Source organism: Castellaniella sp. GW247-6E4 (assembly GCF_040276065.1).
Taxonomy (GTDB): domain Bacteria; phylum Pseudomonadota; class Gammaproteobacteria; order Burkholderiales; family Burkholderiaceae_B; genus Castellaniella.
Map to the genome: position 1 here is coordinate 34,986 of NZ_JBELOI010000012.1, position 26,302 is coordinate 61,287.

Consider the following 26,302-nt stretch of genomic DNA (forward strand, 5'->3'; position numbering starts at 1 on the left):
GGCGCGTTCAGCCGGTCGGCGGCGGGTACAGGCCGGCGAGCAGGCGGGCGACGGGTGCGGGCAGGCCGTGGCGATCGAGCTGCGCGATGGGCACCCAGGCTTCGTCGGGCGCTGGGTCGGCGGGCGTGTCGTCGCATTGCAGCCGCCAGGGCGAGACGCGCAGGCGAAAGTGCGTGAACTCATGGTCGAAGCCCGCCAGGGCGGTTGGCCCGCACGCTTGCGGCGCGTGCGTGGCGCACGCCGCCCGCAGCTCGGCCAGCGTATCGAATTGCGGCAGGCTCCACAGCCCGCCCCAGATGCCGCTCGGCGGGCGTTTGTGCAGCAGGATGCGGCCTGTGCATTCCAGGATCAGCATCAGGCCATCGCGCGCACCCCGCGCGCGACGCGCGCGGGGTGAGGGCAGTTCGTTCTGGCGGCCTTGAATGCGGGCCTGGCAATCGTCGGCGATGGGACAGCGCGCGCAGTCGGGCGCGTGCCGCGTGCAGATCATCGCGCCCAGGTCCATTTGGCCCTGGGTGTAGGCGCGCATGTCCAGGCCCGCTGGCGCGGCGTCCAGCAGGGCCTGGGCGTGAGCCCAGAGGCGGCGGCTGACCGGGCCTGATGCGGGATCGCCGTCCACGGCAAAGTAGCGCGCCAGCACGCGCCGCACATTGCCGTCCAGGATGGGACGGCGCGCGCCGAAGGCGAAGGCGGCGATCGCCGCGGCGGTTGAGGGGCCGATGCCGGGCAGTTCCGCCAGCGCCTCGGATTCGCGAGGAAAGCGGCCCGCGTGCTGGTCGCGCACGGTCTGCGCGCAGCGCTGAAGGTTGCGGGCGCGTGCGTAGTACCCCAGCCCGGCCCAGGCGCGCATCACCGCGTCGGTCGGTGCGTCGGCCAGCGCGTGGACGTCGGGGAAGGCCTCGAGGAAACGTTGGTAGTAGGGGATGACCGTGGTCGCCTGCGTCTGCTGCAGCATGATCTCGGAGAGCCAGATCCGGTACGGGTCGCGCGTTCCCTGCCAGGGCAGATGGTGGCGTCCCGCCCGCCGTTGCCAGCGGGCGATGCGCTGTGCCGCGCCGGGCGCCGCGTCCGTCATCAGAAGCGAGTGCGGCGCGTCACCGACAGGCGGGCGGCGGCCGCGCCAAGGATGACGACCACGACCCCGGCCAGGGCGAGGTCGGCGGCGGCGGGCAGGGTGACCGACCACTCGATGCCGTAGCTGTGGGCAAAGCGCCCGAGGATCTCGTTCAAGGGGAGCAGCGCCACGCGCGCGAGCGCGAGCGCGAGCAGGCTGGCCGCCAGGCCGGTCAGCGCCCCCAGGTACAGGAACGGCCGGCGCACGAAACTCTCGGTCGCGCCGACCAGACGGGCGACGGCGATCTCCTCGCGTTGCGTCAAGGCCTGCAGGCGCACCGTGTTGAACACCGTGGCCAGCACCACGATCGCGACGGCCGCGGCCAGCAGGCCCACGCCCCAGCGCACGAATGACAGCAGCGATTCGAGGCGGCGCACCCAGTCGCTGTCCAGTTGCACATGGTCGACGCCCGGCCATTGCCGCCATTGGTCGGCCAGCGCGGTGGCCTGGCGCACCGGTGTTTCGCTGTCGCGCAGGGTCACCACGATAGCATCGGGCAGCGGGTTGTCCGGCAGCGCGGCAAGGGCCTGGGCCCAGGCGGGCTCGGCGCGCAGGGTTTCGAGGGCCTTGTCCCGCGGCAGCAGTGCCGCGCCGGCCACAGCCTCACCTGACTCGGCGCGGATGCGCTCGAGCAGGGCGTGCTGCGCGTCCGTCGGGAGGTCGGCGGCGAGGAATAGCGTCAGTTGCGGCGCCACCGAGAGTTGGCGCGCCAGCGGCTGGCTGGATTGCAGCACGGAGGCGCCCAGAATCGGCACGGCCAGCATCAGCGCGATGACCACGATGTTGGCGAGCGACGAGAGCGGATGCTGGCGCAGTCGGCGCAGGGCGACCCTCAGGGCGTATTGGTGGTGGCGCAGCCAACGGTTCATGCGGGGACTCCCTGGAGATCGCTGAATCGGCCCGCATCGAGGTGCAGCGTCCGTTGGGCGTAGCGCGCCATGAGGGCAGTGTCGTGCGAGGCGATCAGGGTGGTCACGCCGACTTGGTTGAAGTCCCGGAATACATCCATGATGTGTTGCGCGCTGTGATGGTCCAGGTTGGCGGTGGGCTCGTCGGCGATCAGGATGGCGGGGCGGCCGACAATGGCGCGCGCGATCGCCAGCCGCTGTTGTTCGCCGCCGGACATTTCGACCGGATTGAGGTCCTCTTTGCCGCGCAAGCCCACCTTTTCCATCGCGGCGCGCGCCCGCACGGTGGTGGTGGCGCGGTCCAGGCCGATGACCGCCAGCGGCAGCCGCACGTTGTCGATCGCGTTGCGGTCGAACAGCAGGTGGGCATCCTGCAGGATCAGGCCGACGGTGCGCCGCAGGTAGGGATGGGCGCGCGCGGCGAGTCGGTCGATGCGGTGCCCATTGACGGTGACCGCCCCGCGGCTGGGCGGCTCGAGGCCGCCGACGAGCTTGAGCAGGGTGGACTTGCCCGCGCCTGACGGGCCCGAGACAAAGATGAACTCTCCCGGCTTGATCCGGAAGTTCACGTCGGCGAGGATGTTGCGTCCCCGTCCGAAGGATTTGAAGACATGCTGGAACTCAATCATCTGCGCGAATGGGGTCTGGTTCACGGAAGGCCATGCGGTTGCCAGGGATATCCCGCATGTCTTTGCCCTCCTGTAACAGGCTACGATTTGAACCCTGACGGTGCAATCCAGAAGATTGTATTCCGTGTTCAACAATGCCACTCGCTCACAGAAAGGGACTGATATGAAACTGACCAAGATCGCGGCCGTTTGTGCCGCGCTGACTTTTGCGGCGGGTGCCGCGCAGGCGGGCGAGACCTACAACACCGTCAAGCAGCGCGGATTCGTCCAGTGTGGCGTAAACACCGGGTTGCCGGGGTTTTCACAGGCTGACAGCAAGGGCGAATGGAAAGGCCTGGATATCGACATGTGCCGCGCCGTCGCCGCGATGGTGTTCGGCGATGCCACCAAGTTCAAAGTCACGCCTCTGACCACCCAGCAGCGCTTCACCGCGCTGCAGTCGGGCGAGATCGACGTCCTGACCCGCAACACCACCGTGACCATGACGCGTGACACGACGCTCGGGCTCATGGGCGCCGGCGTGAACTACTACGACAGCCAGGGCGTGCTCGTGAAAAAGAGCCTCGGTGTCAAGAGCGCCAAGGAACTCGGCGGCGCGGCGGTCTGCGTGCTGCAGGGCACCACCACCGAACTCAACCTCGCGGACTGGTTCCGCGCCAACAAGCTCGACTTCAAACCCGTCGTCATCAATACCTCCGAGGAGGGTTTCCGGACTTTCGAATCCGGCCGCTGCGATGTGGTGACCAGCGACAAATCTCAACTGGCCAGCCTGCGTGCATCGTCGGCGGCGCCTGACGATTACATCATCCTGCCCGAGAACTTCTCCAAGGAGCCCCTCGGGCCGATGGTGCGCCAGGGTGACGATGAGTGGTTCATGGTCGTGCGCTGGGCGCTGAACACCATGGTCGAGGCCGAGGAATACGGCATCACCTCCCAGAACGTCGACGACATGACCAAGAGCTCCAACCCGAACATCCAGCGCATTCTGGGTGTCTCGGGCGACATGGGCAAGGGTCTGGGCCTCGACAAGAAATGGGGCTACAACATCGTCAAGCTCGTCGGCAACTACGGCGAGTCCTTCGAGCGCAATCTGGGCATGGGCTCGCCGCTCAAGCTCGAGCGCGGTTTGAACGCCCAGTGGACCAACGGCGGCGTGATGTACGCCTTCCCCGTACGCTGATCGCGCCGAGGCAGGCACGCCACGCCGGGGACGAGGTCCTCGGCGTGGCGCGTTCCGGCGACAGTTGCCGCCGCTACGCTGCCTGATATTCCATGACAGATAAATCCTCACGCGCCCGCGCTCCCCGGCGTCGCCGGTGGTCTTGGAACGATCCCGCCACGCGGGCTCTGGTCTACCAAGTCCTCATCCTCGGCCTGGTTGGTTTCGGGGTCTGGTATCTGGCCTCCAATACCCTCCATAATCTTGCCGCGCGCAATATCTCGACCGGCTTCGCCTTTCTCCACGAGGAGGCCGGCTTCGCGATTGGCGAGTCCGTGGTCGAGTATTCGCCCGCCGACACATACGGCCACGCGGTCGTGGTGGGCCTGCTCAACACCTTGCGGGTCTCGGTGATCGGCGTGATCGCCGCGACCTTGTTCGGCACCCTGCTGGGGATCAGCCGCCTGTCCAAGAACTGGTTGATCTCCCGCCTGGCAGGCCTCTACATCGAGGTCATGCGCAATATTCCGCTGCTGCTGCAACTGCTCTTCTGGTACGCGATCATCACCGAGCTCATGCCCGGGCCGCGCCAGGCGCTCTCGCCGCTGCCCGACGTGTTCCTGTCCAATCGCGGCCTCAAGATCCCCTGGCTCAAGGGCGATGCGATGGACTGGATCTTCGGCGGGCTGGCGCTGGCGATCATCCTCATCGTGGTCCTGGCGCATTGGGCGCGCCGGCGACAGGAGGCGACCGGCCGGATCTTTCCCCTGGTGCGCGCCGCGATCGGGGTGCTCATCGCTGTGCCCGTGCTTGCCTGGCTCCTGAGCGGCAGCACGCTGGAGCTCGATCGTCCCGAGCTCAAGGGTTTCAACTTCGTGGGTGGCCTGAACCTTTCCCCCGAGTTCGCCGCCTTGCTGGCCGGCCTGGTGATCTACACCTCGGCCTTTGTGGGCGAGGTCGTGCGCTCAGGCATCCAGGCCGTCAACCAGGGCCAATGGGAGGCCGCGTCCTCGCTGGGCCTGTCGCGCGGCCGCATGCTGCGGCTGGTCATCCTGCCACAGGCGATGCGGGTGATCATCCCGCCGATGACCAGCCAATACCTGAACCTCACCAAGAACAGCTCCCTGGCGGTGGCCATAGGCTACCCCGACATCGTGGCGGTGACCAACACGATCCTGAATCAGACCGGGCAGGCGATCGAAGGCATTATGATCATCATGGCGGCCTACCTCGTGGTCAGCCTGTCGATCTCGGTCTTCATGAACTGGTACAACAAGCGCATTGCGCTGGTGGAGCGATAAGATGGACAGCGCACTTCCAGGCACGGGACGTCCGCCGCCGCGCATCGATACCGGCCTTGTCGGCTGGTTGCGGGCGCGCCTGTTTTCCTCGCCGCTCAATGCGATCCTGACGATTCTCGCCCTGTGGCTGCTGCTGATGGCGGTCCCGGCGCTGATCGACTATCTGCTGGTCAAGCCGGATTTCGCTGCGACCACGGCGGCCCAGTGTCGCGAGACCGGCGGCTATTGCTGGGCCTTCATCCGCGAAAAGCATCGCCTCATCCTGTTCGGCATCTATCCGTTCGACGAGCAATGGCGTCCCCTGCTCGCTTCGGCCATCCTGGTCGCGGTCATCATCTGCAGCTGCATTCGCTGGTTCTGGAAGCCGTTCCTCGGCCTGCTGTGGGTGGCGGGCTTGGTCGCTGTGGGCATCCTGATGTGGGGCGGCATCTTTGGCCTGAGCTACGTCGAGAACAGCCGCTGGGGCGGCCTGCCGCTGACGCTGATTCTCTCGACCTTCGGGATCGCCTTCGCGTTCCCCTTCGGCCTGCTGCTGGCCCTGGGACGGCGCTCGGACATGCCCGGCGCGAAGGCCGTCTGCGTGGTCTACATCGAGTTGATCCGCGGCGTGCCCCTGGTCAGCCTGCTGTTCATGTCCTCGGTGATGCTGCCGCTATTCCTGCCCGAGGGATTCTCGATCGACAAGCTGCTGCGCGCGCAGATCGCGATCATCCTGTTTGCGGCCGCCTATGTGGCCGAGACCGTGCGCGGCGGCCTGCAGGCGATTCCCAAGGGGCAGTACGAGGGCGCGGAATCCCTGGGCCTGAGCTATTGGCAGCAGATGCGCAAGATCATTCTGCCGCAGGCCCTGAAGATCGTCATTCCACCCCTGGTGGGGATCTTCATTTCCTTGTTCAAGGACACCTCGCTGGTGGTGATCATCGGGATCTTCGACTTGACCCAGGCCGCCAAGGCCGCCGTCTCGGACGCGGTGTGGCGCGGCTTCAGCACGGAATCCTATCTGTTCATCTCGGTCATCTACTTCATCTTTTGCTTTTCGATCTCTCGTTACAGCCTGTCGCTCGAGCGCCAGCTCGACCAGGGGCAGCAGCGTTAATGTCATTGCGCCGGCGGGTTGGGTCCCGTCGGCAACAGGAGCCCGCGGACCATGTCTGAACCCATCATCCGCCTCAAGAACGTCAACAAGTGGTACGGGCAGTTCCATGTCCTGCGCGACCTGAACCTGGATGTCTCGCCCAGCGAGCGGATCGTGATCTGCGGGCCATCGGGGTCCGGAAAATCGACCATGATCCGCTGCATCAACCGCCTCGAAGAACACCAAGAGGGCCAGATCATCGTCGATGGCACCGAGCTGACCAACGATCTCAAGCAGATCGAGGCCATTCGCCGCGACGTGGGCATGGTGTTCCAGCATTTCAACCTGTTCCCACACATGACGGTCCTGGAAAACCTGACGCTTGGCCCGGTGTGGGTGCTCAAGCGCCCCAAGGCCGAGGCCGAGGCGACCGCCATGAAATACCTCGAGCGGGTGCGCATCCCCGAGCAGGCCGACAAGTATCCGGGCCAGCTCTCGGGTGGCCAGCAGCAGCGCGTGGCCATCGCCCGCTCGCTATGCATGAATCCCAAGATCATGCTGTTCGACGAGCCGACTTCCGCCCTGGATCCTGAAATGGTGAAAGAGGTGCTGGACGTCATGGTCGAGCTGGCCGAGGAGACCGGCATGACCATGCTGTGCGTGACGCACGAGATGGGCTTTGCGCGCAAGGTCGCCAACCGCGTGATCTTCATGGACCACGGCGAGATCATCGAGCAAAACGCGCCCGACGCGTTTTTCGACAATCCCCAGAACGAGCGCACCAAGCTGTTTCTCAGTCAGATCCTGCATTGATGGACACATCGGCTTACACCATATTCCCTCGTTCTTGCTAGGCTAGTGGCGTTCAATTCCGCAACAAGGAGAAGCGCCATGAACACTCGTGTCCCCATGATTGGCCGGATGGCCGCCGTCGGCAGCCTGGCCTTGCTGACGGCGTGTGCCAACGTGAGTCCGCAGGGTCAGAACACTGCCATGGGCGCCGGCGCAGGCGCAGCGCTCGGGGCCGGCCTGGGCGTCCTGATCGGCGATTCCAGCAAAGCGGCCTTGATTGGCGCGGGCATCGGCTCGGTCGTGGGCGGCGTGGTGGGCTACAACTGGAAGGGCATCAAGCAGGATGTCGAGCAGTCCGGCGCCTCGAACCTCGGCGTGGCCGTGATCGAGATGCCCGACGGCACACTCAAGGTCAATATCCCCAGCAATGTATCTTTCGACACAGGCAAGGCGATCCTCAAACCCGAATTGCTGCCCGTGCTCGACAGCGTGGCACGGGCGCTGACCCAGCATCCCGAGCTGCGGGCCAAGGCGATCGGCTACACGGACAGCACCGGGTCGGATGCCGTAAACCTGCCGCTGTCGCAGCGGCGTGCCGCCGCGGTGACCCAGCACCTGGCGAACCAGGGTGTGGCGGCCGGCCGGTTGACAACCGAGGGGCGTGGCGCGGCCAATCCCGTCGGGGACAACGGCACGGTCGAAGGCCGGGCGCTGAATCGTCGCGTCGAGCTGTTCCTGTATGCCGTGAAGCAGTAGGGGGCCCTCCTCAGGTCTTCTGGTAGAGTTTCGAGCCCTGTGCGATGAACTCCGCCGATTTCGCCGCCATGCCCTGCGCGAGGGCGGCGGTGTCATCCAGGCCGTTTGCCTTGGCATAGTCGCGCACGTCCTGCGAGATCTTCATGCTGCAGAACTTGGGGCCGCACATCGAGCAAAAGTGCGCGACTTTCATCGAGTCCTTGGGCAGGGTCTCGTCGTGGAACGCGCGCGCGGTATCCGGGTCCAGGCCGAGGTTGAACTGGTCCTCCCAGCGGAACTCGAAGCGCGCCTTGGACAGCGCGTTGTCGCGGATGGCGGCGCCGGGGTGGCCTTTGGCCAGGTCGGCGGCGTGGGCGGCGATCTTGTAGGTGATGATGCCGTCCTTGACATCCTTTTTGTTGGGCAGGCCGAGGTGCTCCTTTGGTGTGACATAGCACAGCATGGCGGTGCCGTACCAGCCGATCAGGGCGGCCCCGATGCCCGAGGTGATGTGGTCGTAGCCGGGGGCGATGTCGGTGGTCAGCGGGCCCAAGGTATAGAACGGGGCCTCGTGGCAATGCTCGAGCTGCAGGTCCATGTTTTCCTTGATCAGGTGCATGGGCACATGTCCCGGGCCCTCGATCATGACCTGTACATCGTGCTTCCACGCGACCTGCGTCAACTCGCCCAGGGTGCGCAGCTCGGCGAACTGGGCCTCGTCGTTGGCGTCGTACCCCGAGCCCGGCCGCAGGCCGTCGCCCAGCGAAAAGCTCACGTCGTAGGCCTTCATGATCTCGCAGATGTCCTCGAAGCGCTCATAGAGGAAGCTCTCGCGGTGGTGGGCCAGACACCACTTGGCCATGATCGAGCCGCCGCGCGAGACGATGCCCGTCATGCGGTTGGCGGTCATGGGCACGAAGGGCAGGCGCACGCCGGCGTGGATGGTGAAATAGTCGACGCCCTGTTCGGCCTGCTCGACGAGGGTGTCCCGGAACACCTCCCAGCTCAGGTCCTCGGCGATGCCGCCCACCTTTTCCAGCGCCTGGTAGATGGGAACGGTGCCGATGGGCACCGGCGAATTGCGGATGATCCACTCGCGGGTCTCGTGGATGTGCTTGCCGGTGGACAGGTCCATGACGGTGTCGCCGCCCCAGCGGATCGCCCAGGTCATCTTCTCGACCTCCTCGCCGATATTCGAGCGGATGGCTGAGTTGCCGATGTTGGCGTTGACCTTGACCAGGAAGTTGCGGCCGATGGCCATGGGTTCGACTTCCGGGTGGTTGATGTTGGCGGGGATGATGGCGCGGCCCCGGGCAACCTCGTCGCGCACGAATTCCGGCGTGATGCATTCGGGGATGGCGGCGCCGAAGGACTGGCCCGGGTGCTGGCGGGTCAGCCGCCGCGCCAGGCGTTCGCCTTCGGCGCCGCTGGCGCGCAGGCTCTCGATGACGTGTTCGCGGCGCAGGTTCTCGCGGATGGCGACGAATTCCATTTCGGGGGTCACGATGCCGCGCCGGGCGTAGTGCATCTGGGTGACGTTGGCGCCGGCGCGGGCGCGTCGTGGCGCACGCGTGGCGGAAAAGCGCAGGGCGGCCAGTTCAGGGTCGGTCAGGCGTTCGCGGCCGTAGCGGCTGGAGAGGCCGGGCAGAGACTCGGTGTCGGCGCGCTCGAGGATCCAGGGTTCGCGTGGCGCAGGCAGGCCCTGGCGGATGTCGATATCCGCCTGCGGATCGGTGTAGGGGCCGCTGGTGTCATAGACGGTCAGCGGCGGGTTCTTTTCCCCACCGAAGAGCGTGGGGGTGTCGGCCTGGAGGATCTCGCGAAAGGGTACGCGGATGTCGGGCCGCGTACCGGTTTCGTAGATTTTGCGGGATTGCGGCAGGGGCTCGATGGCGGCGCGATCGACGTGGGCCTGTTGGGCCAGGAATTGAGGGTTTGTGTTCAAGGGGTAGCTCCAGGTTCGAAAAGGATCGGACGGTGGAGCCGAGTCGGGGAGAAATGGGTCGCGGACCCGGAGGAGAGGGTAGGTGCCGCGCACGCTCCCAGCATCGGCATTATCCGTACTGGTACGAAGGGTTTTTCTCAACACGCCGGACATCCGGCGAGTACCCCTGCGTGCTTGCGAGTATAAGCGGTTTCAGACAGTCGCGGCCTGGTCCTTGCGCCGCGGCCCCGCCCGGTCCAGTGCGTGCCGGCCAAACGGGACACTAGGCGCGTGGCGGCCGGAATGCGCGCATCATGGCGCTGACGGTGTCCTCGATGGCCGAGCGCTCGGCGCCGGACAGCGACCAGTACGCCTCGGGCGGAATGCCCGGAAACGGCCATGCGCCCCCGGCGTCGCGCAGGGGGTGGCCCGGCGGCGCGGGCTCGATGGGGCCGGTCCCCATGCCGAGCCAGACGGGATCGACCTGCAGGGCCTGGGCCAGCCGAAAGATTTTTTGCGTGGATTTGCGGGTGCCGTTCTCGTAGCTCGCGATCGCGCTCTGAGAAACCCCGCTGGCGCGCGCCAACGCGGCCTGCGAGAGGCCGCGCATTTGGCGAGCGAACAGTAGGCGCTGGGCGAAGGTATCCACACTTGTGATTGGACGCGGAATGTCAACCACATTGGTGCTGTAACATATTACAAAACGGATAATTATCGCTGGGCGACGGGATGCCCGGTGCATCGTGGAGGGGGTTCGATGCTGTTCGATCCCAAGGTGCTGGCCTGGGGTAGCGTGACCGACGCGTGCGGCCGGATCGAGGCGCTGCGCGCCAGCGGTTTCGACATTCGCGTCCTGCTGTCGCCCGAGGAGGTGGCCGCCCAGGCCAGTCAGAGAGTCGAGGGCGTCTTTACGCCTGTGCTGCTGATGGGGCTCGGTCCGCAAGCGCATGCGGCGGTCGGATGGTTGCGTGCGCGATTACCCGGCGCCTGTCTGGTGGCCCTGGCGCGAACGGCATCTGAGGACGAGCGCCTGGCCTTGCTGGAGGTGGGCGTGGATTGGATCTGCCGCCCTGACGAGTCCGCGAATCTGGTGGCTGCCGTCCTGCTCGCCTTGTGGCGCAGGCATCTGGGCGTCGCATCTGGCACCGATCCGCGGGTCCATCGCGGCTGGATCCTGCGCGGGTACGCCTGGACCCTCGAGGGGCCCTGTGGTGGTCGCGTGGGCTTGACCGCCGGCGAGCGCGCCGTGATGGCGGCCTTGTTTGGCACCCCGGGGGTGCCAGTCCGCCGTGCCGAGCTGAACAGTGCCCTCGAGGACACGCCCGGCCGCCGGTCCGGCGCCGGTCGGCCTCGGCTGGCTGTCGTGATCAATCGCATGCGCGCCAAGGGTCGGCGTGCGGGCCTGGACATTCCAGTGCGCGCGGTACGCGGCCATGGGTATGTCTTCGGCCCCGAGCCGGATGGGCCGGTGAGCCCGTAGGGCCGCTCGGCGCTAGCGGTAGCGGCTGACCGACAGATCGTCGCTGCGGATGGCGGTAGGCCTGCCCGAGACGATGTCGGCGATCAGGCTGCCGCTGCCGCAGGCCATGGTCCAGCCCAGGGTGCCGTGGCCGGTGTTCAGGTACAGGTTGGACAGCGAGCTGCGTCCCACGATGGGCGTGCTGTCGGGCGTTTTCGGCCGCAACCCGGTCCAGAACGAGACGTCGCCCGGCGTGTAGCTGCCGGGGAACAGGTCGTTGAGAACCATCTCGAGCGTGCGTTCGCGCCGCGGATCCAGCGATGTGTCATAGCCGACGACCTCGGCCATGCCGCCGACTCGGATGCGCTGATCAAAGCGGGTCAAGGCGATCTTGTACGTTTCGTCGAGCAGGGTCGAGACCGGGGCGCGGTCGGGGTCTGAGATCCCCACCGTGATCGAATAGCCCTTCATCGGATAGACGGGCAAGGATTCGATGCCCCGCAGCAAGGTTGGCGAATACGCGCCCAGCGCCATGACGTAGGCGTCAGCCGTGAGCAGTCCGCTCGCGCATTGGACGCCGTTCACCCGGCCCCCCGCGGCGTACAGGGACTGAATGGTTTCACCGTAGCGGAACTCGACGCCGAGCCCGCGTGCCAACTCGGTCAGATGGGTCGTGAACAACTGGCAGTCGCCGGTTTCGTCCCCCGGTGTGCGCAGGCCGCCGACAAGTTTGTGGCGTACGTGTTCGAGAGCCGGCTCGATGGAGGGCAGCTCGGAGGCGTCCAGTAGTTGGTATTCGATGCCCGCCTCGCTGAGCGCCTTGACGTCGCGGTTCGCGTCCTCCATCTGCTGGTGGGTGCGAAAGACCTGCAAAGTGCCCTGCCGCCGCCCTTCGAACTGGATGCCGGTGTCGTCCTGGAGCTGGTGCAGGCATTCGCGGCTGTAGCTCGACAGGCGCAGCATACGTTCTTTGTTGGTGGCGTAGCGGTCCGCCGTGCAGTTGCGCCACATCTGGAACATCCATTGCAATTGGAACAGGCTGCCGTCGGGGCGAATGGTCAGGGGGGGATGTTGCGAAAACATCCACTTGATCGCCTTCAGCGGGACCCCGGGCGCGGCCCAGGGCGAGGAGTAACCGAATGAGATCTGGCCGGCGTTGCCGAAACTGGTTTCCAGCGCCGATGCGGATTCGCGGTCAAGGACTGTGACCTCGTGGCCCTGACGGGCGAGGTAATAGGCGCTCGTGACACCCACGACGCCTGCCCCAAGAACCAGAACCTTCATGTATGATTCCTCAAAATGTTAATTTTTTATGATGTTATTGGAAATTCGTGGGTGATTTTTCATGAAAAATTCGTTTTTTTATGAAAAATAAATATTAGGGATCGGCGCCGGCCGGAGTGGGCAGCATAAATTGCTGGCCCGCTGGACAGCCGGCGCCTGGCAGGAGGCTCGATCGTGCGCATACAACGAGATGCTGTATATACATTGGATAAGCTGGATCGGCGTATCCTGGATTTGCTGCAGCAAAACGGCCGGATGTCGATGACCGAGCTGGCCGACACGGTTGGCCTGACTGTGACCCCGTGCATCGAGCGTGTACGCCGCCTCGAGCGTGATGGCATCATCACAGGCTACCATGCGCGGGTCAATCCTTCGGCCCTCGAGGCCGGCCTGCTGGTATTCGTCGAGATCTCGATGTCCAGCAAATCCGAGCGCACGTTCGAGGAGTTTCGGCGCGAGGTGCTGTGCGTGCCGCAAGTCCTCGAGTGCCACTTGGTCTCGGGCGATTTTGACTACATGGTCAAGGCGCGCATCAAGGAAATCAGCCAGTATCGCAATCTGCTGGGCGATATTCTGCTGCGCCTGCCGGGCGTCACTCAGACCAAGAGTTGCGTCGTGATGGAGGAGGTCAAGGAAACGCAGTTCATTCCGGCGCAGCAGTAGGCTGGCGTCGTATGAACACCATATTGTCCCGATGCATGAGCTCCTGGTCGGACATATGCCCGAGGATGTCCAGGATGCGCGAGCTGGGCTGGCGCAGGATGCGTGCCGTGTCGGCGGAGGAATAGTTGATCAGGCCGCGGCCGCATTCCACGCCGTGCTCGTCCACGCAGGCCACCACGTCGCCGCGCTCGAAATCCCCCTCGACCTTGATCACGCCGATCGGCAGCAGACTTTTGTGACCCTGGGTCAGGGCGCGCACCGCGCCGGCGTCGAGCGTCACGCGCCCTCTCAGGCGCAGGTGATTGGCCAGCCAGCGCTGGCGCGCGGAGCGCACCGGCAGCACGGCCCGCAGTTCGGTGCCGATGGCCTCGCCCATGGCCAGGCGCCGCAGGACCCCGGGCACGCGGCCCGAGGCGATGATGGTGTGGCCTCCGCTATTGGCGGCGCGCCGCGCCGCCAATACCTTGGTCAGCATGCCGCCGGTGCCGATGGCGCTGCCCGATCCGCCCGCCATCGCCTCGAGGGCGGGATCGCCGGCCTGTCCGTAATGGATGAACGTGGCGTCGGGGTGTTTGCGCGGATCGGCGCTGTAGAGGCCGGGCTGGTCGGTCAGGATGACCAGGACGTCCGCCTCGATCAGGTTGGTGACCAATGCCCCCAAGGTGTCGTTGTCGCCGACGCGGATCTCGTCGGTCACCACCGTGTCGTTCTCGTTGACGATGGGCACCACGCCCAGGGCCAGGAGGGTGTAGAGCGTGCTGCGCGCATTCAGGTAGCGGCGCCGGTCGGCGAGGTCCTCGTGCGTCAGCAGGATCTGCGCGGTGCGGATGCCGTGGCGGGCGAAGGCGGCCTCATAGGCCTGCACCAGGCCCATCTGGCCCACGGCCGCGGCGGCCTGCAGCTCGTACATGGCGGTGGGGCGGCGGGGCCAGCCCAGGCGCGCCATGCCCTCGGCAATTGCGCCGCTGGACACCAGCGCCACCTGCCGGCCCTGGGCGTGCAGGCCGGCGATTTGTTCGGCCCATTGGGCGACGGCCTCCAGGTCGATGCCGCGCCCCTCGTTGGTGACGAGCGAGGATCCGACCTTGAGGACAAGCTTGCGCGCGTCGCGCGCGACGGAAGAGCTGGATGCGGGGGTCATGGGTTCGCCGGGTCGTCGAAGCGCGGATCGGGGTCGGGCTGGGTCGGACGGTGTTCGTCAAGCCAGGCCTGCAGGGCCCGCATCAAGCCTTGCGTCCCCTCGCCGGTGAGGGCGGAAATCGCGAACACGGGCCCCGTCCAGGCGAGATCCTCGATGATGCGGGCCTGGGTGGCGGCCGGGTCCTCGACCATGTCGATCTTGTTCAGGACCAGCCAGCGCGGCTTGGCGTGCAGTTCCGGACTGTAGCGCTCGAGCTCCCGCAGGATGGCCCGCGCGTCCTCGACCACCTGCGCGCAGGCGTCGACCTCGGGGTCGGGCGAGTGCACGTCCAGGATGTGCAACAGTACGCGGGTGCGGCTGAGGTGGCGCAGGAACAAATGGCCCAGGCCCGCGCCCTCGGAAGCCCCTTCGATGAGGCCGGGGATGTCGGCAATGACGAAACTGTGCTCGGCCGAGCTGCGCACCACGCCCAGGTTCGGATGCAGGGTGGTGAAGGGGTAGTCGGCGATCTTGGGCCGTGCGTTCGACACCTTGCTGATGAGCGTGGATTTACCGGCGTTGGGCATGCCCAGCAGGCCGACATCGGCCAGGACCTTGAGCTCGAGGCGCAGGCGCCGTTGCTCACCTTCCTGGCCGGGCGTGCATTGGCGGGGCGCGCGGTTGGTGCTCGATTTGAAATGCAGGTTGCCCAGGCCGCCGCCGCCGCCTGCGGCCACCGTGGCGCGCTGGCCGTCGTGGTCGAGGTCAAAGAGCAACTCGTCCGTGTCGGCGTCGAATATCGTGGTGCCGACCGGCATGCGCAGGATGATGTCGGGAGCCCCCGCGCCGTACTGGTCGGATCCCCGGCCGTTTTCGCCGTTGCGGGCGCGGTGCAGCCGCGCATAGCGGTAGTCGATCAGGGTGTTGATATTGCGGTCCGCCACAGCGTGAATGCTGCCGCCTCGGCCGCCATCACCGCCGTCGGGCCCGCCTTTGGGGATGAATTTTTCACGGCGAAAGCTCGCGACGCCATTGCCGCCCTTGCCCGCAATGACTTCGATGGTGGCTTCGTCTACGAATTTCATGATGAGGAACTCGGGCACCGCGATACCGCGGTAGAGGGTGCCGCCTATTCTAAACCAAACAAAAGAGGAAAGCCCCGCCGGGAGGGCAGGGCTTGCATGCGTGGCCCGGACCGGGCCGGTCCGCCGCCCGCTGGCGGCCTGGGCTCGCCGGCAATGGAATCGACCCGCGAGAGGCCGCCCCGCGCCGGGTGCGTTACGCGGCGGTTACCGATACGGTGCGCTTGTTCAGAGCGCCCTTGATGGCGAACTGGACCGTGCCATCGACCAGCGAGAACAGCGTGTGATCCTTGCCGACGCCGACGTTCACGCCCGGGTGGAATTGCGTGCCGCGCTGGCGGACGATGATGCCGCCGGCGGAAATGCGTTGGCCGCCGTAGACCTTGACGCCGAGGCGTTTCGATTCAGAGTCGCGGCCGTTGCGAGTCGAGCCGCCGCCTTTTTTGTGTGCCATGAGTAGCTCCTGTGTGCCGTGGGTCCGTGATCAGGCCGAGACGGCCTCGATGCGGATCTCGGTGTAGTTTTGGCGATGGCCTTGGTGTTTTTGATAGTGCTTGCGCCGGCGCATTTTGAAGATCTTGATCTTGTCGTGACGACCTTGCGCAAGAACGGTCGCGCGCACGGCGGCACCATCGACGAAGGGCGTGCCGATTTTCAGCGTGTCGCCTTCGCCGACCGATAACACCTGGTCGAGCGAGATTTCTTGCCCAATGTCAGCCGGTATCTGTTCGATCTTGAGTTTTTGGCCGGCGCAAACGCGATATTGCTTGCCGCCGGTTTTTATGACCGCGTACATGGGGGATTTCCTGTGAAAATGTTCCCGAAACGGGAATACCAAAAATAGCCTGATGCGAGGCACGCATCGGGCCAAGCCTTGTATTTTAAGCAGGAATGTGTTTGGAAATCAAGTGGCTGCGGCTCGCGAGCCGGCTGGGCCCAAGCGCGGCGCGCTCATGCGTCGCGCCGCGCGTGGTGCCCCTTACTTGCCCGCGGACAGCGGCGGCAGGGTCCCGACGACCTTCTGTTGGCCGTCTACCACTTGCACCAGGAAGCTCTCGCGGTCCAGATCGCCCTTGTCATCCACGGTGACGTCCATCAGCATGCCCGGGTAGTCCTTGACCGAAATGTGGATGCCATGCAGGGTCTTGGCAACCAGTTCACGGTCGAACTTGCCGGCCTTTTCGATGCCCGCCTTGAGCATGTAGACACCGGTGTAGCCCTTGAGGGCATTGTGGTCGGAGGTGTAGCCGTAGGCATCGTGGAAGGCCTTTGCGTAGCGCTGCATTTCGGGCGAGGGCGCGTCTGCGGTCAGCCCGACGTGGGCGACCACGCCGTTAGCGGCCTCACCTGCCAGCTCGATCACCTTTTGGTTGACCAGGGTCGTTTCGCCGATGATCGGCTTGTCCCAGCCCTGCTTCTTCAGTTCGCGCAGCAGGCGTGCCGATTCCTCTTCGTGGAGGTAGGCAAAGATCGCATCGGCGTTGCTTTGCTTGGCCTTGAGCACGGCCGAGCTGAAGTCCACCTGGCCCACGGCGGTGGAAATGTCCGCCGCGACCTTGACGTGGGTGCTCTTGAGTGCCTCGATGATGGCGTCGCGCCCGCCCTTGCCAAAGTCGTTGTTCACGAAAATGACGGCGAGGTTGTTCACGTCCTTGCGGCCGTCCAGGTAGCGCGCGACCTTGGGCATGGCGTCGGATTGGGTCAGGCTGGTGCGAAAGACGTAGGGGTTGCCTTGCTGCGTGATGGCGGCGGCCTCGCCGCCGATGATGTTGGGCACCTTGGCGGCTTCGGTGGTGTGCATGCTGACCATGATGGCGCCCGAGTACACGGGGCCGAGGACGGCGAAGGCGTCGTCATCGATGGCCTTCTGGGCCAGGGCCTTGGAGATGCCCGGGTTGGTCTGGGTGTCGGCCGAGGTCGTGACGATCTGGCGACCCAGGATGCCGCCGGCCGCGTTGATTTCCTTGATGGCGAGGTCGGCGCCGTTCTTGAAGTTGGTGCCGACCGTCGCGCCGTTGCCGGTGAGTTCGACGATTTGCGCCACTTTCACCGTTTCGGCGGCGTGTGCGGAAAAACCGAAACTGGCGGCCGTGAGGCCGATCGCCGTGGCAATGGCGAGGCGTTTGGTCAATGCAATTGGCTTGCGCATGTAATTTGTCTCCATGTACATCGGGTGGGGGATTGACGCCGCCTGTGCGGGCGGCTTTCTGGATGTCGGACGGCTGGGCCGGAGGCTTAGGAGCCCGTCCAATTCGGTTTGCGTTTTTCGGCGAAGGCCTTGGGGCCTTCGATGGCATCCTGGCTCGCCAGCATCTGCTGCAGGATGGGGTAGTTCTCGTGCATGACGGCGGACAGGTCGGCCTGCGCCAGGCTTTGCAGCATGACCTGCTTGGAGGCCATGACCGCGAGCGGGGCGCAGGCGAGGATCTCCTCGGCCAGCTCACGGGCCCGCGCCAGCACTTGATCCGCAGGCACCACTTCGTTGATCAGTCCAATCCGCGCGGCCTCCTGGGCCGAGATGGGCTGGCCGGTCAGCACCAGGGCCATGGCGTGCTTCATGGCAATTTGCCGTGGCAGGCGTTGCAGTGTGCCGCCGCCCGAGGCCGCCAGGCCCACGCGGGTCTCGGGCAGGCCAAAGCGCGCATGCTCGGACGCCACCGCCAGGTCGCAGCCGCCCAGCATTTCCACGCCACCGCCCAGGCACAGGCCGTTGACGGCGCCGATCACCGGCTTCCAAAGGTCGAAGCGGTGGGTCATGCCGGCAAAGCCGGTTTTCGGCTTGTTCGCCAGGCCTGTCTCGGCGAGGAACTTCAGGTCGGTGCCGACGCAGAAAGCCCGGTCTCCGCTGCCGGTGACGATGGCCACGCGCAGCGAGTCATCCGCGGCGAAGCAGTCGAAGGCGTCGGACATTTCCTGGTGGCCTTGCGGGTGCAGTGCGTTCAGCACCTCGGGGCGGTTGATGGTGATGGTCACGACCGGACCGTCGACCTCGTATCGGCAATGCTGGAAATTCTTGGGATTCATAGCTGTCATGCTCGTTGTCTAGGGCTGGTGTCCGCTGGTCTGCGGGGCTTGGATACAAGATAGGGTGTGGGCTCCTATATTGTCCATATAATGAAAACAATCCGATTCATTTAGTTTTTCAATGATGCGTCCATGAATCCGCCCGCCGCCCCGATCGATTTCAAGCTGCTGCGCCTGTTCGACCTGCTCTACACGACAAACAGCGTGACACGCTGCGCCGACCTTCTGGGGCAGAGTCAGCCGACCGTGAGCATTGGCCTGGCCCGGTTGCGCGCCTTGTTCAACGACCCCTTGTTCGTGCGCACGCCCGAGGGGATGCTGCCCACGCCCCGCGCCGACGAGTTGATCGTCACCTGTCGCGAGGCCCTCGACGTCCTGCGCCGACTGAGCGATGCGCCGGTCGAGTTTGCGCCCGGCACCGCGGAGCGGACGTTCAGGATCTGCATGACCGATGCCAGCCATGTCGTGATCCTGCCGCGCCTGTTTTCACAGATGGCGTTGCTGGCGCCCCGGATACGGCTGGAGGCCGTGCACATCGACGACTCGACGGCCGAGATGCTGCGCTTGGGGCGGGCGGACCTGGCTTTCGGCTTCGTGCCCGAGCTCGAGCCGGGCTTCTATCAGCAGGTCTTGTACTCGCAGGATTGGGTGTGCCTGGCGGGACCGGATCGTCCATGCGCGAGCGGCGTGCTGAGCCTCGAGGATTATCGTGAGTTGCCCCATGTGGGCCTGGCGGCGCCGACCGGTCATTTTTTTTCGCTCGACAGTCTGCTGGAACGTGCGGGAATCCGGCGTCGCATTCCGCTGCAGGTGCCGGGGTTCCTGGGCTTGGGGTCGATCGTGGCACGCACCGGCTTGATTGCGACCCTGCCGCGCGACATCGGCGAGGAAATGGCGCGCGCCGAGGGCCTGAGGCTGTTCGACTGCCCGGTGCCGATTCCCTCGTTCGACGTCAAGCTGCACTGGCACACCCGCTATCACCATGATCCGGGCAACGCCTGGCTGCGCAGGCTGTGCGCGGAGATCTTTCAGCGCCAGCACGGGGCGGCCGGCGCTTCGGGATCGGCGCGTGTCAGGACCGGTAGTCCGCGTTGATGCTGACGTATTCGTGCGAGAAGTCGCAGGTGTAGACGGTGTCCGCGACCTGGCCGCGCCCAAGGGATACGCGCACCAGGATTTCCGCCTCGCGCATGATGCGCTGACCATCCTCCTCGCGGTAGTCGGGGTCCCTGCCGCCGTCGCAGGCCACCCTCACATCACCTAGCCAGAGGCGGATGCGGCCGACGTCCAGATCCTCGATGCCGGCATAGCCGATGGCCGCCAGAATCCGGCCCAGGTTCGGGTCCGAGGCGTAGAAGGCGGTCTTGACCAGGGGCGAGTGGGCGATGGCGTAGGCGACCTGCAGGGCCTCGTCCGTGGTGGCGGCATCTTCGACACGGATGGTCATGAACTTGGTCGCGCCCTCGGCGTCGCGCACGATCTTTTGGGCGAGGTCGCGGGCGGCGTCGGTCAGGGCTTTGGCAAGCGGCGCGTAGCGCGGATCGTCGGCGGATTCAATATGGGCGCCGCTGGCGCCGGTCGCCACGACGATGAAGGAATCGTTGGTCGACGTGTCGCCATCGACCGTGATGCGGTTGAAGGATTGGTCGGCGATCCGGCGCGCCAGGGGCTGCAGGAGGGCGGGCGACAGGCCGGCGTCGGTAGCCAGGAACCCCAGCATGGTGGCCATGTTGGGGCGGATCATGCCGGCGCCCTTGCTGATCCCCGTGATAGTGATCGAGGTGTCGCCCAGCGTGATCCGCTGCGAGTGGATCTTGGGCTGGGTGTCGGTCGTCATGATGCTGTGCGCCGCCTCGAACCAGTGTGCGTCGGTGGCATCGGCGATGACTGCCGGCAGGGCCTCGACGATGCGCTCGACGGGCAGCGGCTCGAGTATGACCCCGGTCGAGAATGGCAGGATTTGTTCGGCGCGCAGTCCGAGGCGGGCGGCGAGGGCCGTGCAGGTCTGGTGGGCAGCGCGCAGCCCGGGCGCGCCGGTGCCGGCGTTGGCATTCCCCGTGTTGATGATCAGGGCGCGGATGTCGGACGCGGCGGCCAGGTGCGCCTCGCAGACCTGGACGGGGGCCGCGCGGAAGCGGTTTTTGGTAAAGACCCCGGCGACCGAAGCGCCCTCGGCGAGCAGCAGCAGGGTCAGGTCGCGCCGCCCGGCCTTGCGCACGCCGGCCTCGGCGGTGCCGATCCGAACGCCCGGGACGGGATGGATGGCGTCGCGCGCCGGGATGTGCAGATTGATGGGCATGGCGTCGATCAGGGTCAAAAAAAACGAACCCCCATTCTATCCGTTTGGAGGTTCGTCCGGTGGGCCGTGGTCCGCGACCCGCGGCGTCACTGGGCCGGCAGGCGGCTGTACATGGCGAGCTTGAGCTCTGCGAGGAGGTCGAACAGGGCCGAGCGCGTCGACTGGGGCAGGCCGCCCATCAGTGACTCGATCCAGGCCTCGTGGGCGCGTTGCATCTTGCGCTGGTAGCGCCGGCCCTTGAGGGTCAGCCGGATCAGCGAGCTGCGCCGGTCGGTGGGGTCTTTGAGGCGCTCGACCAGACCGTCTTTTTCGAGTTGGTCGGTAATGCCGGTGATGTTGCCGTTGGTCACCATCATTTGGCGTGAGAGTTCGCTCATTTTCAGGCCCTTGGGGGCATGGGTGAGTTGCGACATCAGATCGAAGCGCGGCAGGGTGGTCTTGAATTCGGTGCGCAGGCGACTGCGCAGTTCGTTTTCGATCAGGTTGCAGCAACTGAGCATCCGCAGCCACAAGCGGGTGTCTTGGGGTTCGTGCCCAGTGATGCGGGTTTCGAGATCCGGGGCCTGCGGCATCACGGCCTGATGCTGGACGGCGGCGTATTGCGAGTAGTCGGTCATGGCGGAACCTCCGGGCCGGGGGACGGCCGATGCGGAAATGGGGGGGCATGCCAAACCAGTGTATGGGTGACCGTTACACCTGTCTTTGTCCTGCATCAATAAATTTGAAGTCCGGACTATTTAGATCCCCTATTCCAGGTCCGTCACGATGTCGCCACCCGTTGCCTGCGCGCGCCGCCCGCAAGGCGTGTGGCGCCGCGCGGGCGGTGTGGGTCTAGCTCTATAGCGACGCGAACACGCGCTCGGCCGCCTGGAGGGTCGCGTCGATCACGGCCTCGTCGTGTGTCGCCGATACGAAGCCCGCCTCGAACGCGGACGGCGCGAAGTGCACGCCCGCCTGGAGCATGCCGTGAAAGAACCGGGAGAATGCCTGGGTGTCGCTGGCGGAGACCTCGGCCAGGCTGGTGGGCGGTGTGTCGCGGAAATAAATGCCGAACATGCCGCCCTGCCAGTCGCCGGAAAAGGCCACGCTGTGCGCACGGGCGCGCTCGACCAGGCCCTGGACCAGGCTGCCGGTGCGGCGCTCGAGGGTGTCGTAGAAGCCCGGCTCGCGCAGGCGGCGCAGCGTAACGAGCCCGGCGGCCACGGCGACGGGATTGCCCGAAAGGGTCCCGGCCTGGTAGACCGGCCCCAGTGGCGCGATCTTGTGCATGATGTCGGCGCGTCCGCCGAATGCGCCCACCGGCATGCCGCCGCCGATGATCTTGGCCAGGGTGGTCATATCGGGGCTCACCCCGCACAGGCCCTGCATGCCGCCCGGGCCGACGCGCAGGCCGGTCATCACCTCGTCGAAGATCAGCACCGCGCCGTGGCGCGTGCACAGCTCGCGCAGGCCCTCGAGGAAGCCGGGTGCCGGGCGCACCATGTTCATATTGCCGGCGATGGGCTCGACGATGATGCAGGCGATGTCCTCGGGGAACTCGCGAAAGGCCGCCTCGACCGCGTCGAGGCGGTTGTAGTCCAGCACCAGGGTATGACTGACGAACTCGGCGGGCACGCCGGCCGAGGTGGGGTTGCCAAAGGTGAGCATGCCCGAGCCGGCCTTCACCAGCAGGCTGTCGGCGTGGCCGTGATAGCAGCCCTCGAACTTGACGATCTTGTTGCGGCCGGTGTAGCCGCGCGCCAGCCGGATCGCCGACATGGTCGCCTCGGTGCCCGAACTCACCAGGCGCACCTGCTCTATCGAGGGAAAGCACGCGATGATGGCCTCGGCCATTTCGACCTCGGCCTCGGTGGGCGCGCCGAAGGACAGGCCCCCGACGGCCGCCGCTTGCACCGCCTGGACGACCTCGGGGTCGGCGTGGCCGAGGATCGCGGGACCCCATGAGCCGATGTAGTCGATATAGCGTGTGCCTTCGGCATCCCACAGGTAGGGACCCTGGGCGCGCTGGATGAAGGGTGGTGTGCCGCCGACGGAGCGGAAGGCTCGCACCGGTGAATTGACGCCGCCGGGAATGGAGCGGCAGGCCCGGTCGAAGAGTTCCGAATTGCGTGACATGATTGGCATCCGTAATAAAGGGTGGAGTGGGGACGGGCCTAGGCGAACAGTGCGGCGCAGCGCGCCGCCGCCTGGCGGATGTCGGCGGCCTCGAACAGCGCGCTGATCACGGCGATGCTGTCGGCGCCCGCCTCGATGACGGGCGCGGCGTTGTCGGGCGTGATGCCGCCGATCGCAACCACCGCGGCGCGCGGATGGTGGTCCTGGGCGAGCCTGTGGCCGGCGTGGATGTGGTCCAGGGTGGCGCGCACGGCGCCGGGCTTGACCTGCGAGGGATAGACCGCGCCGAAGGCCACGTAGTCCACATCCTCGGCCAGCCGGCGGGCGGCGAGGTCCGGTTGGTCGTAGCACGAGCAGCCAATGATTTTTTCCGAGCCCAGCGCCATCCGCGCCTGTGCGATCGAGCCGTCATCGCGGCCCATGTGTACGCCGTCGGCATCGACGTCGGCGGCCAGGCGCCAGTCGTCGTTGACGATCAGCAGCAGGCCCAGGTCGAGGGCGAGCCGCCGCAGGGCCAGCAACTGCGTCCGGCGCTCGCTCAGCGAGCCATGCTTGCGGCGCCATTGCACGGCCGCCATGCCGCCCGCATGCGCCTGCTCGACGGCGGCCAGCATGCGGTCGGTATCGGCCCAATCGGGGGTGATGCCGTAGAGGCCTCGGGGAAAGCGCATCGTCATGGCTGGGGGCGTGCGTGCAGGAGGAGGCGCTGGCCCATGCCGGGGTGGAAGCTGCGCTCGAGCATGGCGGCGCCCTGGGCGACTGCCTCGCGAATGGCATCGACGGGCTCCAGGCCGCGGGCCAGCAGGGCCGCCATGAGGCTGGCCAGCATGCCTTCGGCATCGCCCAGCCTTACGTGGGAAAGGGGCCAGGGCCAGCGCAATCCGGGCTGGTCGTGGATATGCAGAGCCAGGCCGTTGAGGCCGGGGCTGAGCGCCGTATTGCAGCACACCACGTAAGGCGCGCCGAACTCGTGCAGCGCAGCGACGGGGTCGTCCGCCCGCGAGGACGACAGCAGGCCCTGGGTGCCCCATTGCTCGAGCAGTCCGCGGTCGACGACCACGATGCGGGCTTGGGGGACCAGCAGCTCGAGCATGGCGCCCACGGTTTCCTCGGGGTCCAGGTCCTCGAGGTCGCTGATCTCGGGCGGCGCACACAGCTGCATGACCAGCGGCAGGCTGCTATAGTCGGCCGCGATCTGTGTCAGGATGCTGATGGTCTCCGGATCGTATAGGGGGCCGATCTTGATCGCGCCCACGGCCATGTCCTCGAGCAGGCATCGGGCCTGGTCGTCGATCAGGTCGGCGCCTAGGCGCTGGATGGATTCGATGCCTGCGGAGTCCTGCACGTGGATGGCGGTCGCGACCGAGAGGGCATGCGAACCCATCTGGGCACAGATGACCGCGTCTACGGGGAGGTTTCCGGCGCCGCTGGGGTCGAACGGTCCGACAATGAGGGGTAGCGGGGCGTGAAGGGATGGGTCGGCTTGGGCCATGACGGGCGGTAACGAGGTGCCGGCGGCCTTGCCTCCGGCTTGTGTAATATGGCTCCATTCTAATCGAACGGATGCCGGGCCTAGCCCCTGGCGGGGATCGATGGTCATAGTGTAAGGGAATCGGATGCGTACCTGGATGTGCCTGATCTGCGGGTGGGTTTATGACGAGGCTGCGGGCTTTCTCGAGGACGGGATTGCGCCAGGCACGCGCTGGGAGGACGTGCCGCCCAATTGGGTCTGTCCCGAGTGCGGCGCCCGCAAAGAGGATTTCGAGCTGATCGAGATCTGAATCTGATAACCTAGAGGCTGGACATGAGGTTCGCACAAGGGGACAGCCATGGCACCTTCCACGCAAACACCCGAGACCAGCCCCCGCATCGATCTGTCCCGGCAATTCCTGTTGGCCATGCCGGGCAGGGTGGCCGGCGAGTTGGCCAATACCGTCATCTATGTGTGCGAGCACACCGAGCATGGCGCCCTGGGCCTGGTGATCAACCGACCCACCGACCTGACCGTCGGTGACCTGCTGCAGCGCATCGATCTCAATCTTTCCCTCGAAATCGGTCCCGTGAGCCACGCGCCGGTCTTTTTCGGCGGGCCGGTCCAGACCGATCGCGGTTTTGTGCTGCATGTGCCACAGGGTGCCTACAGTTCCAGCATCGCGCTGGGCGAGGACGTGGCCCTGACGACCTCGCGCGACGTCCTGCAGGACGTCGCGGCGGGCTGCGGGCCGGCGCGCATTCTGGTGACCCTGGGCTACGCGGGCTGGGGATCGGGCCAGCTCGAGGATGAGCTTGCTCGCAATGCCTGGCTCAATGTGCTTGCCAACAACGACATTCTGTTCGATACGCCGGCCGAGGAGCGCTACGACGCGGCCCTCGCCCAGCTTGGCATCCGCTCGTCCATGCTGGCTTCCGAAGCCGGCCATGCCTGAGGAAACCCTGCTGGCCTTTGATTTCGGTACGCGCAAGATCGGCGTGGCCCTGGGCAATACCCTGACCGGCCAGGCCCGGCCGTTGCGTATTCTGATGTCCACCACGCGCGCGCAGCGCTTCGCCCAAGTGGGCGCCCTGCTCGAGGAATGGCGGCCCGACCGGGTGATCGTCGGCCTGCCGCTGACGCTCGATGGTGGCGAGCAGCCCGCCTCGCGCTTGTCCCGCCGGTTCGCCAATCAGCTCCAGGGGCGTTTCGGGGTCACTGTCGAACTCGTCGACGAGCGCGGCTCCAGCCTCGAGGCCCAGCAACTCCTGGGCACCCATGCCGACGACGATGCGATGGCCGCCTGCGTGATCCTGCAGCGCTATCTGGATGCGCGGGCGCACGCCGCCCAGGTATGATGTGCGGCGTGCCCGGGTAGCGGGCTGGTTTCTGGAGTGCCCGTGGCGCCGATCCTGTTTTTCCTGCGTGCGTTGATGACGGTCTGCTGGATCGCTGCCGGCCTGCTGGCCGAGTTGCTCGCTTTTCCCCTGCTCGGGCTGCGCGGGCGGCAGGCCCTGATCCAGGGATGGTCGCGCATCCTGCTGCGCCTGTGTGGCGTGCGGATGCGTCGCCACGGGCGGCCCGTTCTCGACGGGCCGGTGCTCTGGGTCGCGAACCACGTCTCGTGGCTCGATATCTTCGTGATCGATGCGGTGCGGCCCACTTCTTTCATTGCCAAGAGCGACATCCGCCGCTGGCCGGTGATCGGCCTGCTGGTGGCCTGGGCCGGGACCCTGTTCATTGATCGCCGCCAGCGCCACGCCGTGCGCGAGGCGGGGCGGCAGATGTTGGGCTGCTTCGAGCGCGGCGATGCCGTGGGCTTGTTTCCCGAGGGCACCACGACCGAAGGGCTGGATGTGCGGCCCTTCCATGCGGGCCTGTTCGAGGCCGCGGCGCAGGCCGATGTGCCGGTACAGCCGATCGCCTTGCGCTTTTTGCAGCACGGCCAGCGGACCGTGCGCTTTGCCTTTGTCGGCGAGCAGACTCTCGTGGGCAATCTGTGGACCCTGCTGGGCGCGCGCGGCGTCGAGGTCGAGGCGGAGTTTCTGCCGCCGCTGGCTGCCGGTGCCGAAGGCGGCCGCGCCGAACTGGCGCGTCGCGCGCACCAGGCGATTGCCCAGGCCGTGCGCCCGCGCGGCTAACGCGCCG

General features: G+C 66.2%; 29 protein-coding genes. 12 read left to right on the forward strand and 17 right to left on the reverse strand.

Annotated features, from left to right (window positions below):
- Positions 1-7 precede the first annotated feature (7 nt).
- The 3 genes from mutY to ABS761_RS14200 are packed head-to-tail and all read right to left on the reverse strand — an operon-like array spanning position 8 to position 2,651.
- Positions 8-1,075 carry an A/G-specific adenine glycosylase gene (mutY, locus tag ABS761_RS14190; RefSeq protein ID WP_350408988.1) on the reverse strand — a complete coding sequence of 356 codons (1,068 nt, stop codon included), beginning with the start codon at positions 1,073-1,075 and terminating at the stop codon, positions 8-10.
- Positions 1,075-1,983, reverse strand: a complete 909-nt coding sequence (locus ABS761_RS14195) for a cell division protein FtsX (RefSeq protein ID WP_350408989.1) — start codon at positions 1,981-1,983, stop codon at positions 1,075-1,077. Before ABS761_RS14195 ends, mutY begins: the two co-directional genes overlap by 1 nt.
- Positions 1,980-2,651: a cell division ATP-binding protein FtsE gene (locus tag ABS761_RS14200; RefSeq protein WP_350409066.1), complete on the reverse strand. Its 672-nt coding sequence runs from the start codon at positions 2,649-2,651 to the stop codon at positions 1,980-1,982. Before ABS761_RS14200 ends, ABS761_RS14195 begins: the two co-directional genes overlap by 4 nt.
- Before the next feature lie 163 nt (positions 2,652-2,814).
- Here ABS761_RS14200 and ABS761_RS14205 point away from each other — a divergent pair, with 163 nt between their 5' ends.
- The 5 genes from ABS761_RS14205 to ABS761_RS14225 all read left to right on the forward strand — a co-directional run bounded on the left by ABS761_RS14205 (position 2,815) and on the right by ABS761_RS14225 (position 7,734).
- Positions 2,815-3,831, forward strand: coding sequence for an amino acid ABC transporter substrate-binding protein (locus ABS761_RS14205; protein WP_350408990.1), 1,017 nt, complete (start codon positions 2,815-2,817; stop codon positions 3,829-3,831).
- Positions 3,832-3,923: 92 nt separating this feature from the next.
- Positions 3,924-5,111: an amino acid ABC transporter permease gene (locus ABS761_RS14210; protein ID WP_350408991.1), complete on the forward strand. Its 1,188-nt coding sequence runs from the start codon at positions 3,924-3,926 to the stop codon at positions 5,109-5,111.
- A gap of 1 nt (position 5,112) precedes the next feature.
- Positions 5,113-6,207, forward strand: coding sequence for an amino acid ABC transporter permease (locus tag ABS761_RS14215; protein ID WP_350408992.1), 1,095 nt, complete (start codon positions 5,113-5,115; stop codon positions 6,205-6,207).
- Between the two features lie 51 nt (positions 6,208-6,258).
- Positions 6,259-6,999 (forward strand): amino acid ABC transporter ATP-binding protein, encoded by a 741-nt coding sequence (locus tag ABS761_RS14220; protein WP_350408993.1) that lies wholly within the window; start codon positions 6,259-6,261, stop codon positions 6,997-6,999.
- A gap of 78 nt (positions 7,000-7,077) precedes the next feature.
- Complete coding sequence (locus ABS761_RS14225) at positions 7,078-7,734, forward strand: YiaD family glycine zipper/OmpA-like lipoprotein (RefSeq protein ID WP_350408994.1); 657 nt, start codon at positions 7,078-7,080, stop codon at positions 7,732-7,734.
- A gap of 10 nt (positions 7,735-7,744) precedes the next feature.
- Here the strand turns inward: ABS761_RS14225 and thiC are convergent, their stop codons facing one another.
- Positions 7,745-9,658 (reverse strand): phosphomethylpyrimidine synthase ThiC, encoded by a 1,914-nt coding sequence (thiC, locus tag ABS761_RS14230; protein ID WP_350408995.1) that lies wholly within the window; start codon positions 9,656-9,658, stop codon positions 7,745-7,747.
- Positions 9,659-9,920: 262 nt separating this feature from the next.
- Positions 9,921-10,286 carry a helix-turn-helix domain-containing protein gene (locus ABS761_RS14235; RefSeq protein ID WP_350408996.1) on the reverse strand — a complete coding sequence of 122 codons (366 nt, stop codon included), beginning with the start codon at positions 10,284-10,286 and terminating at the stop codon, positions 9,921-9,923.
- A 108-nt stretch (positions 10,287-10,394) separates the two neighbouring features.
- Here ABS761_RS14235 and ABS761_RS14240 point away from each other — a divergent pair, with 108 nt between their 5' ends.
- Complete coding sequence (locus ABS761_RS14240) at positions 10,395-11,117, forward strand: helix-turn-helix domain-containing protein (protein WP_350408997.1); 723 nt, start codon at positions 10,395-10,397, stop codon at positions 11,115-11,117.
- Positions 11,118-11,129: 12 nt separating this feature from the next.
- Here ABS761_RS14240 and ABS761_RS14245 read toward each other — a convergent pair whose 3' ends face one another.
- Positions 11,130-12,380 carry a D-amino acid dehydrogenase gene (locus ABS761_RS14245; protein WP_350408998.1) on the reverse strand — a complete coding sequence of 417 codons (1,251 nt, stop codon included), beginning with the start codon at positions 12,378-12,380 and terminating at the stop codon, positions 11,130-11,132.
- 174 nt (positions 12,381-12,554) lie between these two features.
- Between ABS761_RS14245 and ABS761_RS14250 the strand changes: the two genes are divergently transcribed.
- Positions 12,555-13,043 carry an Lrp/AsnC ligand binding domain-containing protein gene (locus ABS761_RS14250; RefSeq protein ID WP_350408999.1) on the forward strand — a complete coding sequence of 163 codons (489 nt, stop codon included), beginning with the start codon at positions 12,555-12,557 and terminating at the stop codon, positions 13,041-13,043.
- Here the strand turns inward: ABS761_RS14250 and proB are convergent.
- The 6 genes from proB to ABS761_RS14280 form a co-directional block, all read right to left on the reverse strand.
- Complete coding sequence (proB, locus tag ABS761_RS14255; RefSeq protein WP_350409000.1) at positions 13,024-14,184, reverse strand: glutamate 5-kinase; 1,161 nt, start codon at positions 14,182-14,184, stop codon at positions 13,024-13,026. The two genes, ABS761_RS14250 and proB, sit on opposite strands and share 20 nt — an antisense overlap.
- Positions 14,181-15,248: a GTPase ObgE gene (obgE, locus tag ABS761_RS14260; RefSeq protein WP_350409001.1), complete on the reverse strand. Its 1,068-nt coding sequence runs from the start codon at positions 15,246-15,248 to the stop codon at positions 14,181-14,183. The genes proB and obgE overlap by 4 nt, the downstream gene beginning before the upstream one ends.
- A 193-nt stretch (positions 15,249-15,441) precedes the next feature.
- Positions 15,442-15,699, reverse strand: coding sequence for a 50S ribosomal protein L27 (rpmA, locus tag ABS761_RS14265; protein WP_350409002.1), 258 nt, complete (start codon positions 15,697-15,699; stop codon positions 15,442-15,444).
- A gap of 30 nt (positions 15,700-15,729) precedes the next feature.
- A complete protein-coding gene (gene rplU, locus ABS761_RS14270; RefSeq protein ID WP_350409003.1) occupies positions 15,730-16,041 on the reverse strand; it encodes a 50S ribosomal protein L21 in 312 nt (103 codons plus the stop codon).
- Between the two features lie 183 nt (positions 16,042-16,224).
- On the reverse strand, positions 16,225-17,394 hold the full coding sequence (locus tag ABS761_RS14275) for an ABC transporter substrate-binding protein (RefSeq protein ID WP_350409004.1): 1,170 nt from the start codon (positions 17,392-17,394) through the stop codon (positions 16,225-16,227).
- An 86-nt stretch (positions 17,395-17,480) separates the two neighbouring features.
- The gene (locus ABS761_RS14280) at positions 17,481-18,278 is read right to left on the reverse strand and encodes an enoyl-CoA hydratase-related protein (RefSeq protein WP_350409005.1); all 798 of its coding nucleotides are present in this window, start codon (positions 18,276-18,278) and stop codon (positions 17,481-17,483) included.
- 123 nt (positions 18,279-18,401) lie between these two features.
- On the opposite strand from ABS761_RS14280, the gene ABS761_RS14285 reads away from it, so the two are divergent.
- Entirely contained in the window at positions 18,402-19,364 is a 963-nt protein-coding gene (locus ABS761_RS14285; RefSeq protein WP_350409006.1) for a LysR family transcriptional regulator, read from the forward strand.
- Here ABS761_RS14285 and argJ read toward each other — a convergent pair.
- The 5 genes from argJ to ABS761_RS14310 form a co-directional block, all read right to left on the reverse strand.
- Positions 19,342-20,568, reverse strand: a complete 1,227-nt coding sequence (gene argJ / locus ABS761_RS14290) for a bifunctional glutamate N-acetyltransferase/amino-acid acetyltransferase ArgJ (RefSeq protein WP_350409067.1) — start codon at positions 20,566-20,568, stop codon at positions 19,342-19,344. The two genes, ABS761_RS14285 and argJ, sit on opposite strands and share 23 nt — an antisense overlap.
- Positions 20,569-20,654: 86 nt before the next feature.
- The gene (locus ABS761_RS14295) at positions 20,655-21,140 is read right to left on the reverse strand and encodes a MarR family winged helix-turn-helix transcriptional regulator (RefSeq protein ID WP_350409068.1); all 486 of its coding nucleotides are present in this window, start codon (positions 21,138-21,140) and stop codon (positions 20,655-20,657) included.
- 265 nt (positions 21,141-21,405) lie between these two features.
- A complete protein-coding gene (gene hemL, locus ABS761_RS14300) occupies positions 21,406-22,683 on the reverse strand; it encodes a glutamate-1-semialdehyde 2,1-aminomutase (protein ID WP_350409007.1) in 1,278 nt (425 codons plus the stop codon).
- Between the two features lie 38 nt (positions 22,684-22,721).
- Positions 22,722-23,360: a thiamine phosphate synthase gene (gene thiE / locus ABS761_RS14305; RefSeq protein WP_350409008.1), complete on the reverse strand. Its 639-nt coding sequence runs from the start codon at positions 23,358-23,360 to the stop codon at positions 22,722-22,724.
- A complete protein-coding gene (locus ABS761_RS14310; protein ID WP_350409009.1) occupies positions 23,357-24,175 on the reverse strand; it encodes a bifunctional hydroxymethylpyrimidine kinase/phosphomethylpyrimidine kinase in 819 nt (272 codons plus the stop codon). The genes thiE and ABS761_RS14310 overlap by 4 nt, the downstream gene beginning before the upstream one ends.
- Positions 24,176-24,299: 124 nt before the next feature.
- Between ABS761_RS14310 and ABS761_RS14315 the strand changes: the two genes are divergently transcribed.
- The 4 genes from ABS761_RS14315 to ABS761_RS14330 all read left to right on the forward strand — a co-directional run bounded on the left by ABS761_RS14315 (position 24,300) and on the right by ABS761_RS14330 (position 26,295).
- Positions 24,300-24,464 (forward strand): rubredoxin, encoded by a 165-nt coding sequence (locus ABS761_RS14315; RefSeq protein ID WP_350409010.1) that lies wholly within the window; start codon positions 24,300-24,302, stop codon positions 24,462-24,464.
- A gap of 48 nt (positions 24,465-24,512) precedes the next feature.
- Positions 24,513-25,109 (forward strand): YqgE/AlgH family protein, encoded by a 597-nt coding sequence (locus ABS761_RS14320; protein ID WP_350409011.1) that lies wholly within the window; start codon positions 24,513-24,515, stop codon positions 25,107-25,109.
- Positions 25,102-25,512 carry a Holliday junction resolvase RuvX gene (gene ruvX / locus ABS761_RS14325; protein ID WP_350409012.1) on the forward strand — a complete coding sequence of 137 codons (411 nt, stop codon included), beginning with the start codon at positions 25,102-25,104 and terminating at the stop codon, positions 25,510-25,512. Before ABS761_RS14320 ends, ruvX begins: the two co-directional genes overlap by 8 nt.
- A gap of 75 nt (positions 25,513-25,587) precedes the next feature.
- The gene (locus ABS761_RS14330; RefSeq protein WP_502881446.1) at positions 25,588-26,295 is read left to right on the forward strand and encodes a lysophospholipid acyltransferase family protein; all 708 of its coding nucleotides are present in this window, start codon (positions 25,588-25,590) and stop codon (positions 26,293-26,295) included.
- Positions 26,296-26,302: the final 7 nt, after the last annotated feature.

Excerpts from the sequence above, each read along its gene's own strand:
- mutY (WP_350408988.1), bottom strand. The coding sequence starts at position 1,075 with ATGACGGACGCGGCGCCCGGCGCGGCACAGCGCATCGCCCGCTGGCAA.
- ABS761_RS14195 (WP_350408989.1), bottom strand. The coding sequence starts at position 1,983 with ATGAACCGTTGGCTGCGCCACCACCAATACGCCCTGAGGGTCGCCCTG.
- ABS761_RS14200 (WP_350409066.1), bottom strand. The coding sequence starts at position 2,651 with ATGATTGAGTTCCAGCATGTCTTCAAATCCTTCGGACGGGGACGCAAC.
- ABS761_RS14205 (WP_350408990.1), top strand. The coding sequence starts at position 2,815 with ATGAAACTGACCAAGATCGCGGCCGTTTGTGCCGCGCTGACTTTTGCG.
- ABS761_RS14210 (WP_350408991.1), top strand. The coding sequence starts at position 3,924 with ATGACAGATAAATCCTCACGCGCCCGCGCTCCCCGGCGTCGCCGGTGG.
- ABS761_RS14215 (WP_350408992.1), top strand. The coding sequence starts at position 5,113 with ATGGACAGCGCACTTCCAGGCACGGGACGTCCGCCGCCGCGCATCGAT.
- ABS761_RS14220 (WP_350408993.1), top strand. The coding sequence starts at position 6,259 with ATGTCTGAACCCATCATCCGCCTCAAGAACGTCAACAAGTGGTACGGG.
- ABS761_RS14225 (WP_350408994.1), top strand. The coding sequence starts at position 7,078 with ATGAACACTCGTGTCCCCATGATTGGCCGGATGGCCGCCGTCGGCAGC.
- ABS761_RS14240 (WP_350408997.1), top strand. The coding sequence starts at position 10,395 with ATGCTGTTCGATCCCAAGGTGCTGGCCTGGGGTAGCGTGACCGACGCG.
- ABS761_RS14245 (WP_350408998.1), bottom strand. The coding sequence starts at position 12,380 with ATGAAGGTTCTGGTTCTTGGGGCAGGCGTCGTGGGTGTCACGAGCGCC.
- proB (WP_350409000.1), bottom strand. The coding sequence starts at position 14,184 with ATGACCCCCGCATCCAGCTCTTCCGTCGCGCGCGACGCGCGCAAGCTT.
- obgE (WP_350409001.1), bottom strand. The coding sequence starts at position 15,248 with ATGAAATTCGTAGACGAAGCCACCATCGAAGTCATTGCGGGCAAGGGC.
- rpmA (WP_350409002.1), bottom strand. The coding sequence starts at position 15,699 with ATGGCACACAAAAAAGGCGGCGGCTCGACTCGCAACGGCCGCGACTCT.
- rplU (WP_350409003.1), bottom strand. The coding sequence starts at position 16,041 with ATGTACGCGGTCATAAAAACCGGCGGCAAGCAATATCGCGTTTGCGCC.
- ABS761_RS14275 (WP_350409004.1), bottom strand. The coding sequence starts at position 17,394 with ATGCGCAAGCCAATTGCATTGACCAAACGCCTCGCCATTGCCACGGCG.
- ABS761_RS14280 (WP_350409005.1), bottom strand. The coding sequence starts at position 18,278 with ATGACAGCTATGAATCCCAAGAATTTCCAGCATTGCCGATACGAGGTC.
- ABS761_RS14285 (WP_350409006.1), top strand. The coding sequence starts at position 18,402 with ATGAATCCGCCCGCCGCCCCGATCGATTTCAAGCTGCTGCGCCTGTTC.
- argJ (WP_350409067.1), bottom strand. The coding sequence starts at position 20,568 with ATGCCCATCAATCTGCACATCCCGGCGCGCGACGCCATCCATCCCGTC.
- ABS761_RS14295 (WP_350409068.1), bottom strand. The coding sequence starts at position 21,140 with ATGCCGCAGGCCCCGGATCTCGAAACCCGCATCACTGGGCACGAACCC.
- hemL (WP_350409007.1), bottom strand. The coding sequence starts at position 22,683 with ATGTCACGCAATTCGGAACTCTTCGACCGGGCCTGCCGCTCCATTCCC.
- thiE (WP_350409008.1), bottom strand. The coding sequence starts at position 23,360 with ATGACGATGCGCTTTCCCCGAGGCCTCTACGGCATCACCCCCGATTGG.
- ABS761_RS14310 (WP_350409009.1), bottom strand. The coding sequence starts at position 24,175 with ATGGCCCAAGCCGACCCATCCCTTCACGCCCCGCTACCCCTCATTGTC.
- ABS761_RS14315 (WP_350409010.1), top strand. The coding sequence starts at position 24,300 with ATGCGTACCTGGATGTGCCTGATCTGCGGGTGGGTTTATGACGAGGCT.
- ABS761_RS14320 (WP_350409011.1), top strand. The coding sequence starts at position 24,513 with ATGGCACCTTCCACGCAAACACCCGAGACCAGCCCCCGCATCGATCTG.
- ruvX (WP_350409012.1), top strand. The coding sequence starts at position 25,102 with ATGCCTGAGGAAACCCTGCTGGCCTTTGATTTCGGTACGCGCAAGATC.
- ABS761_RS14330 (WP_502881446.1), top strand. The coding sequence starts at position 25,588 with ATGACGGTCTGCTGGATCGCTGCCGGCCTGCTGGCCGAGTTGCTCGCT.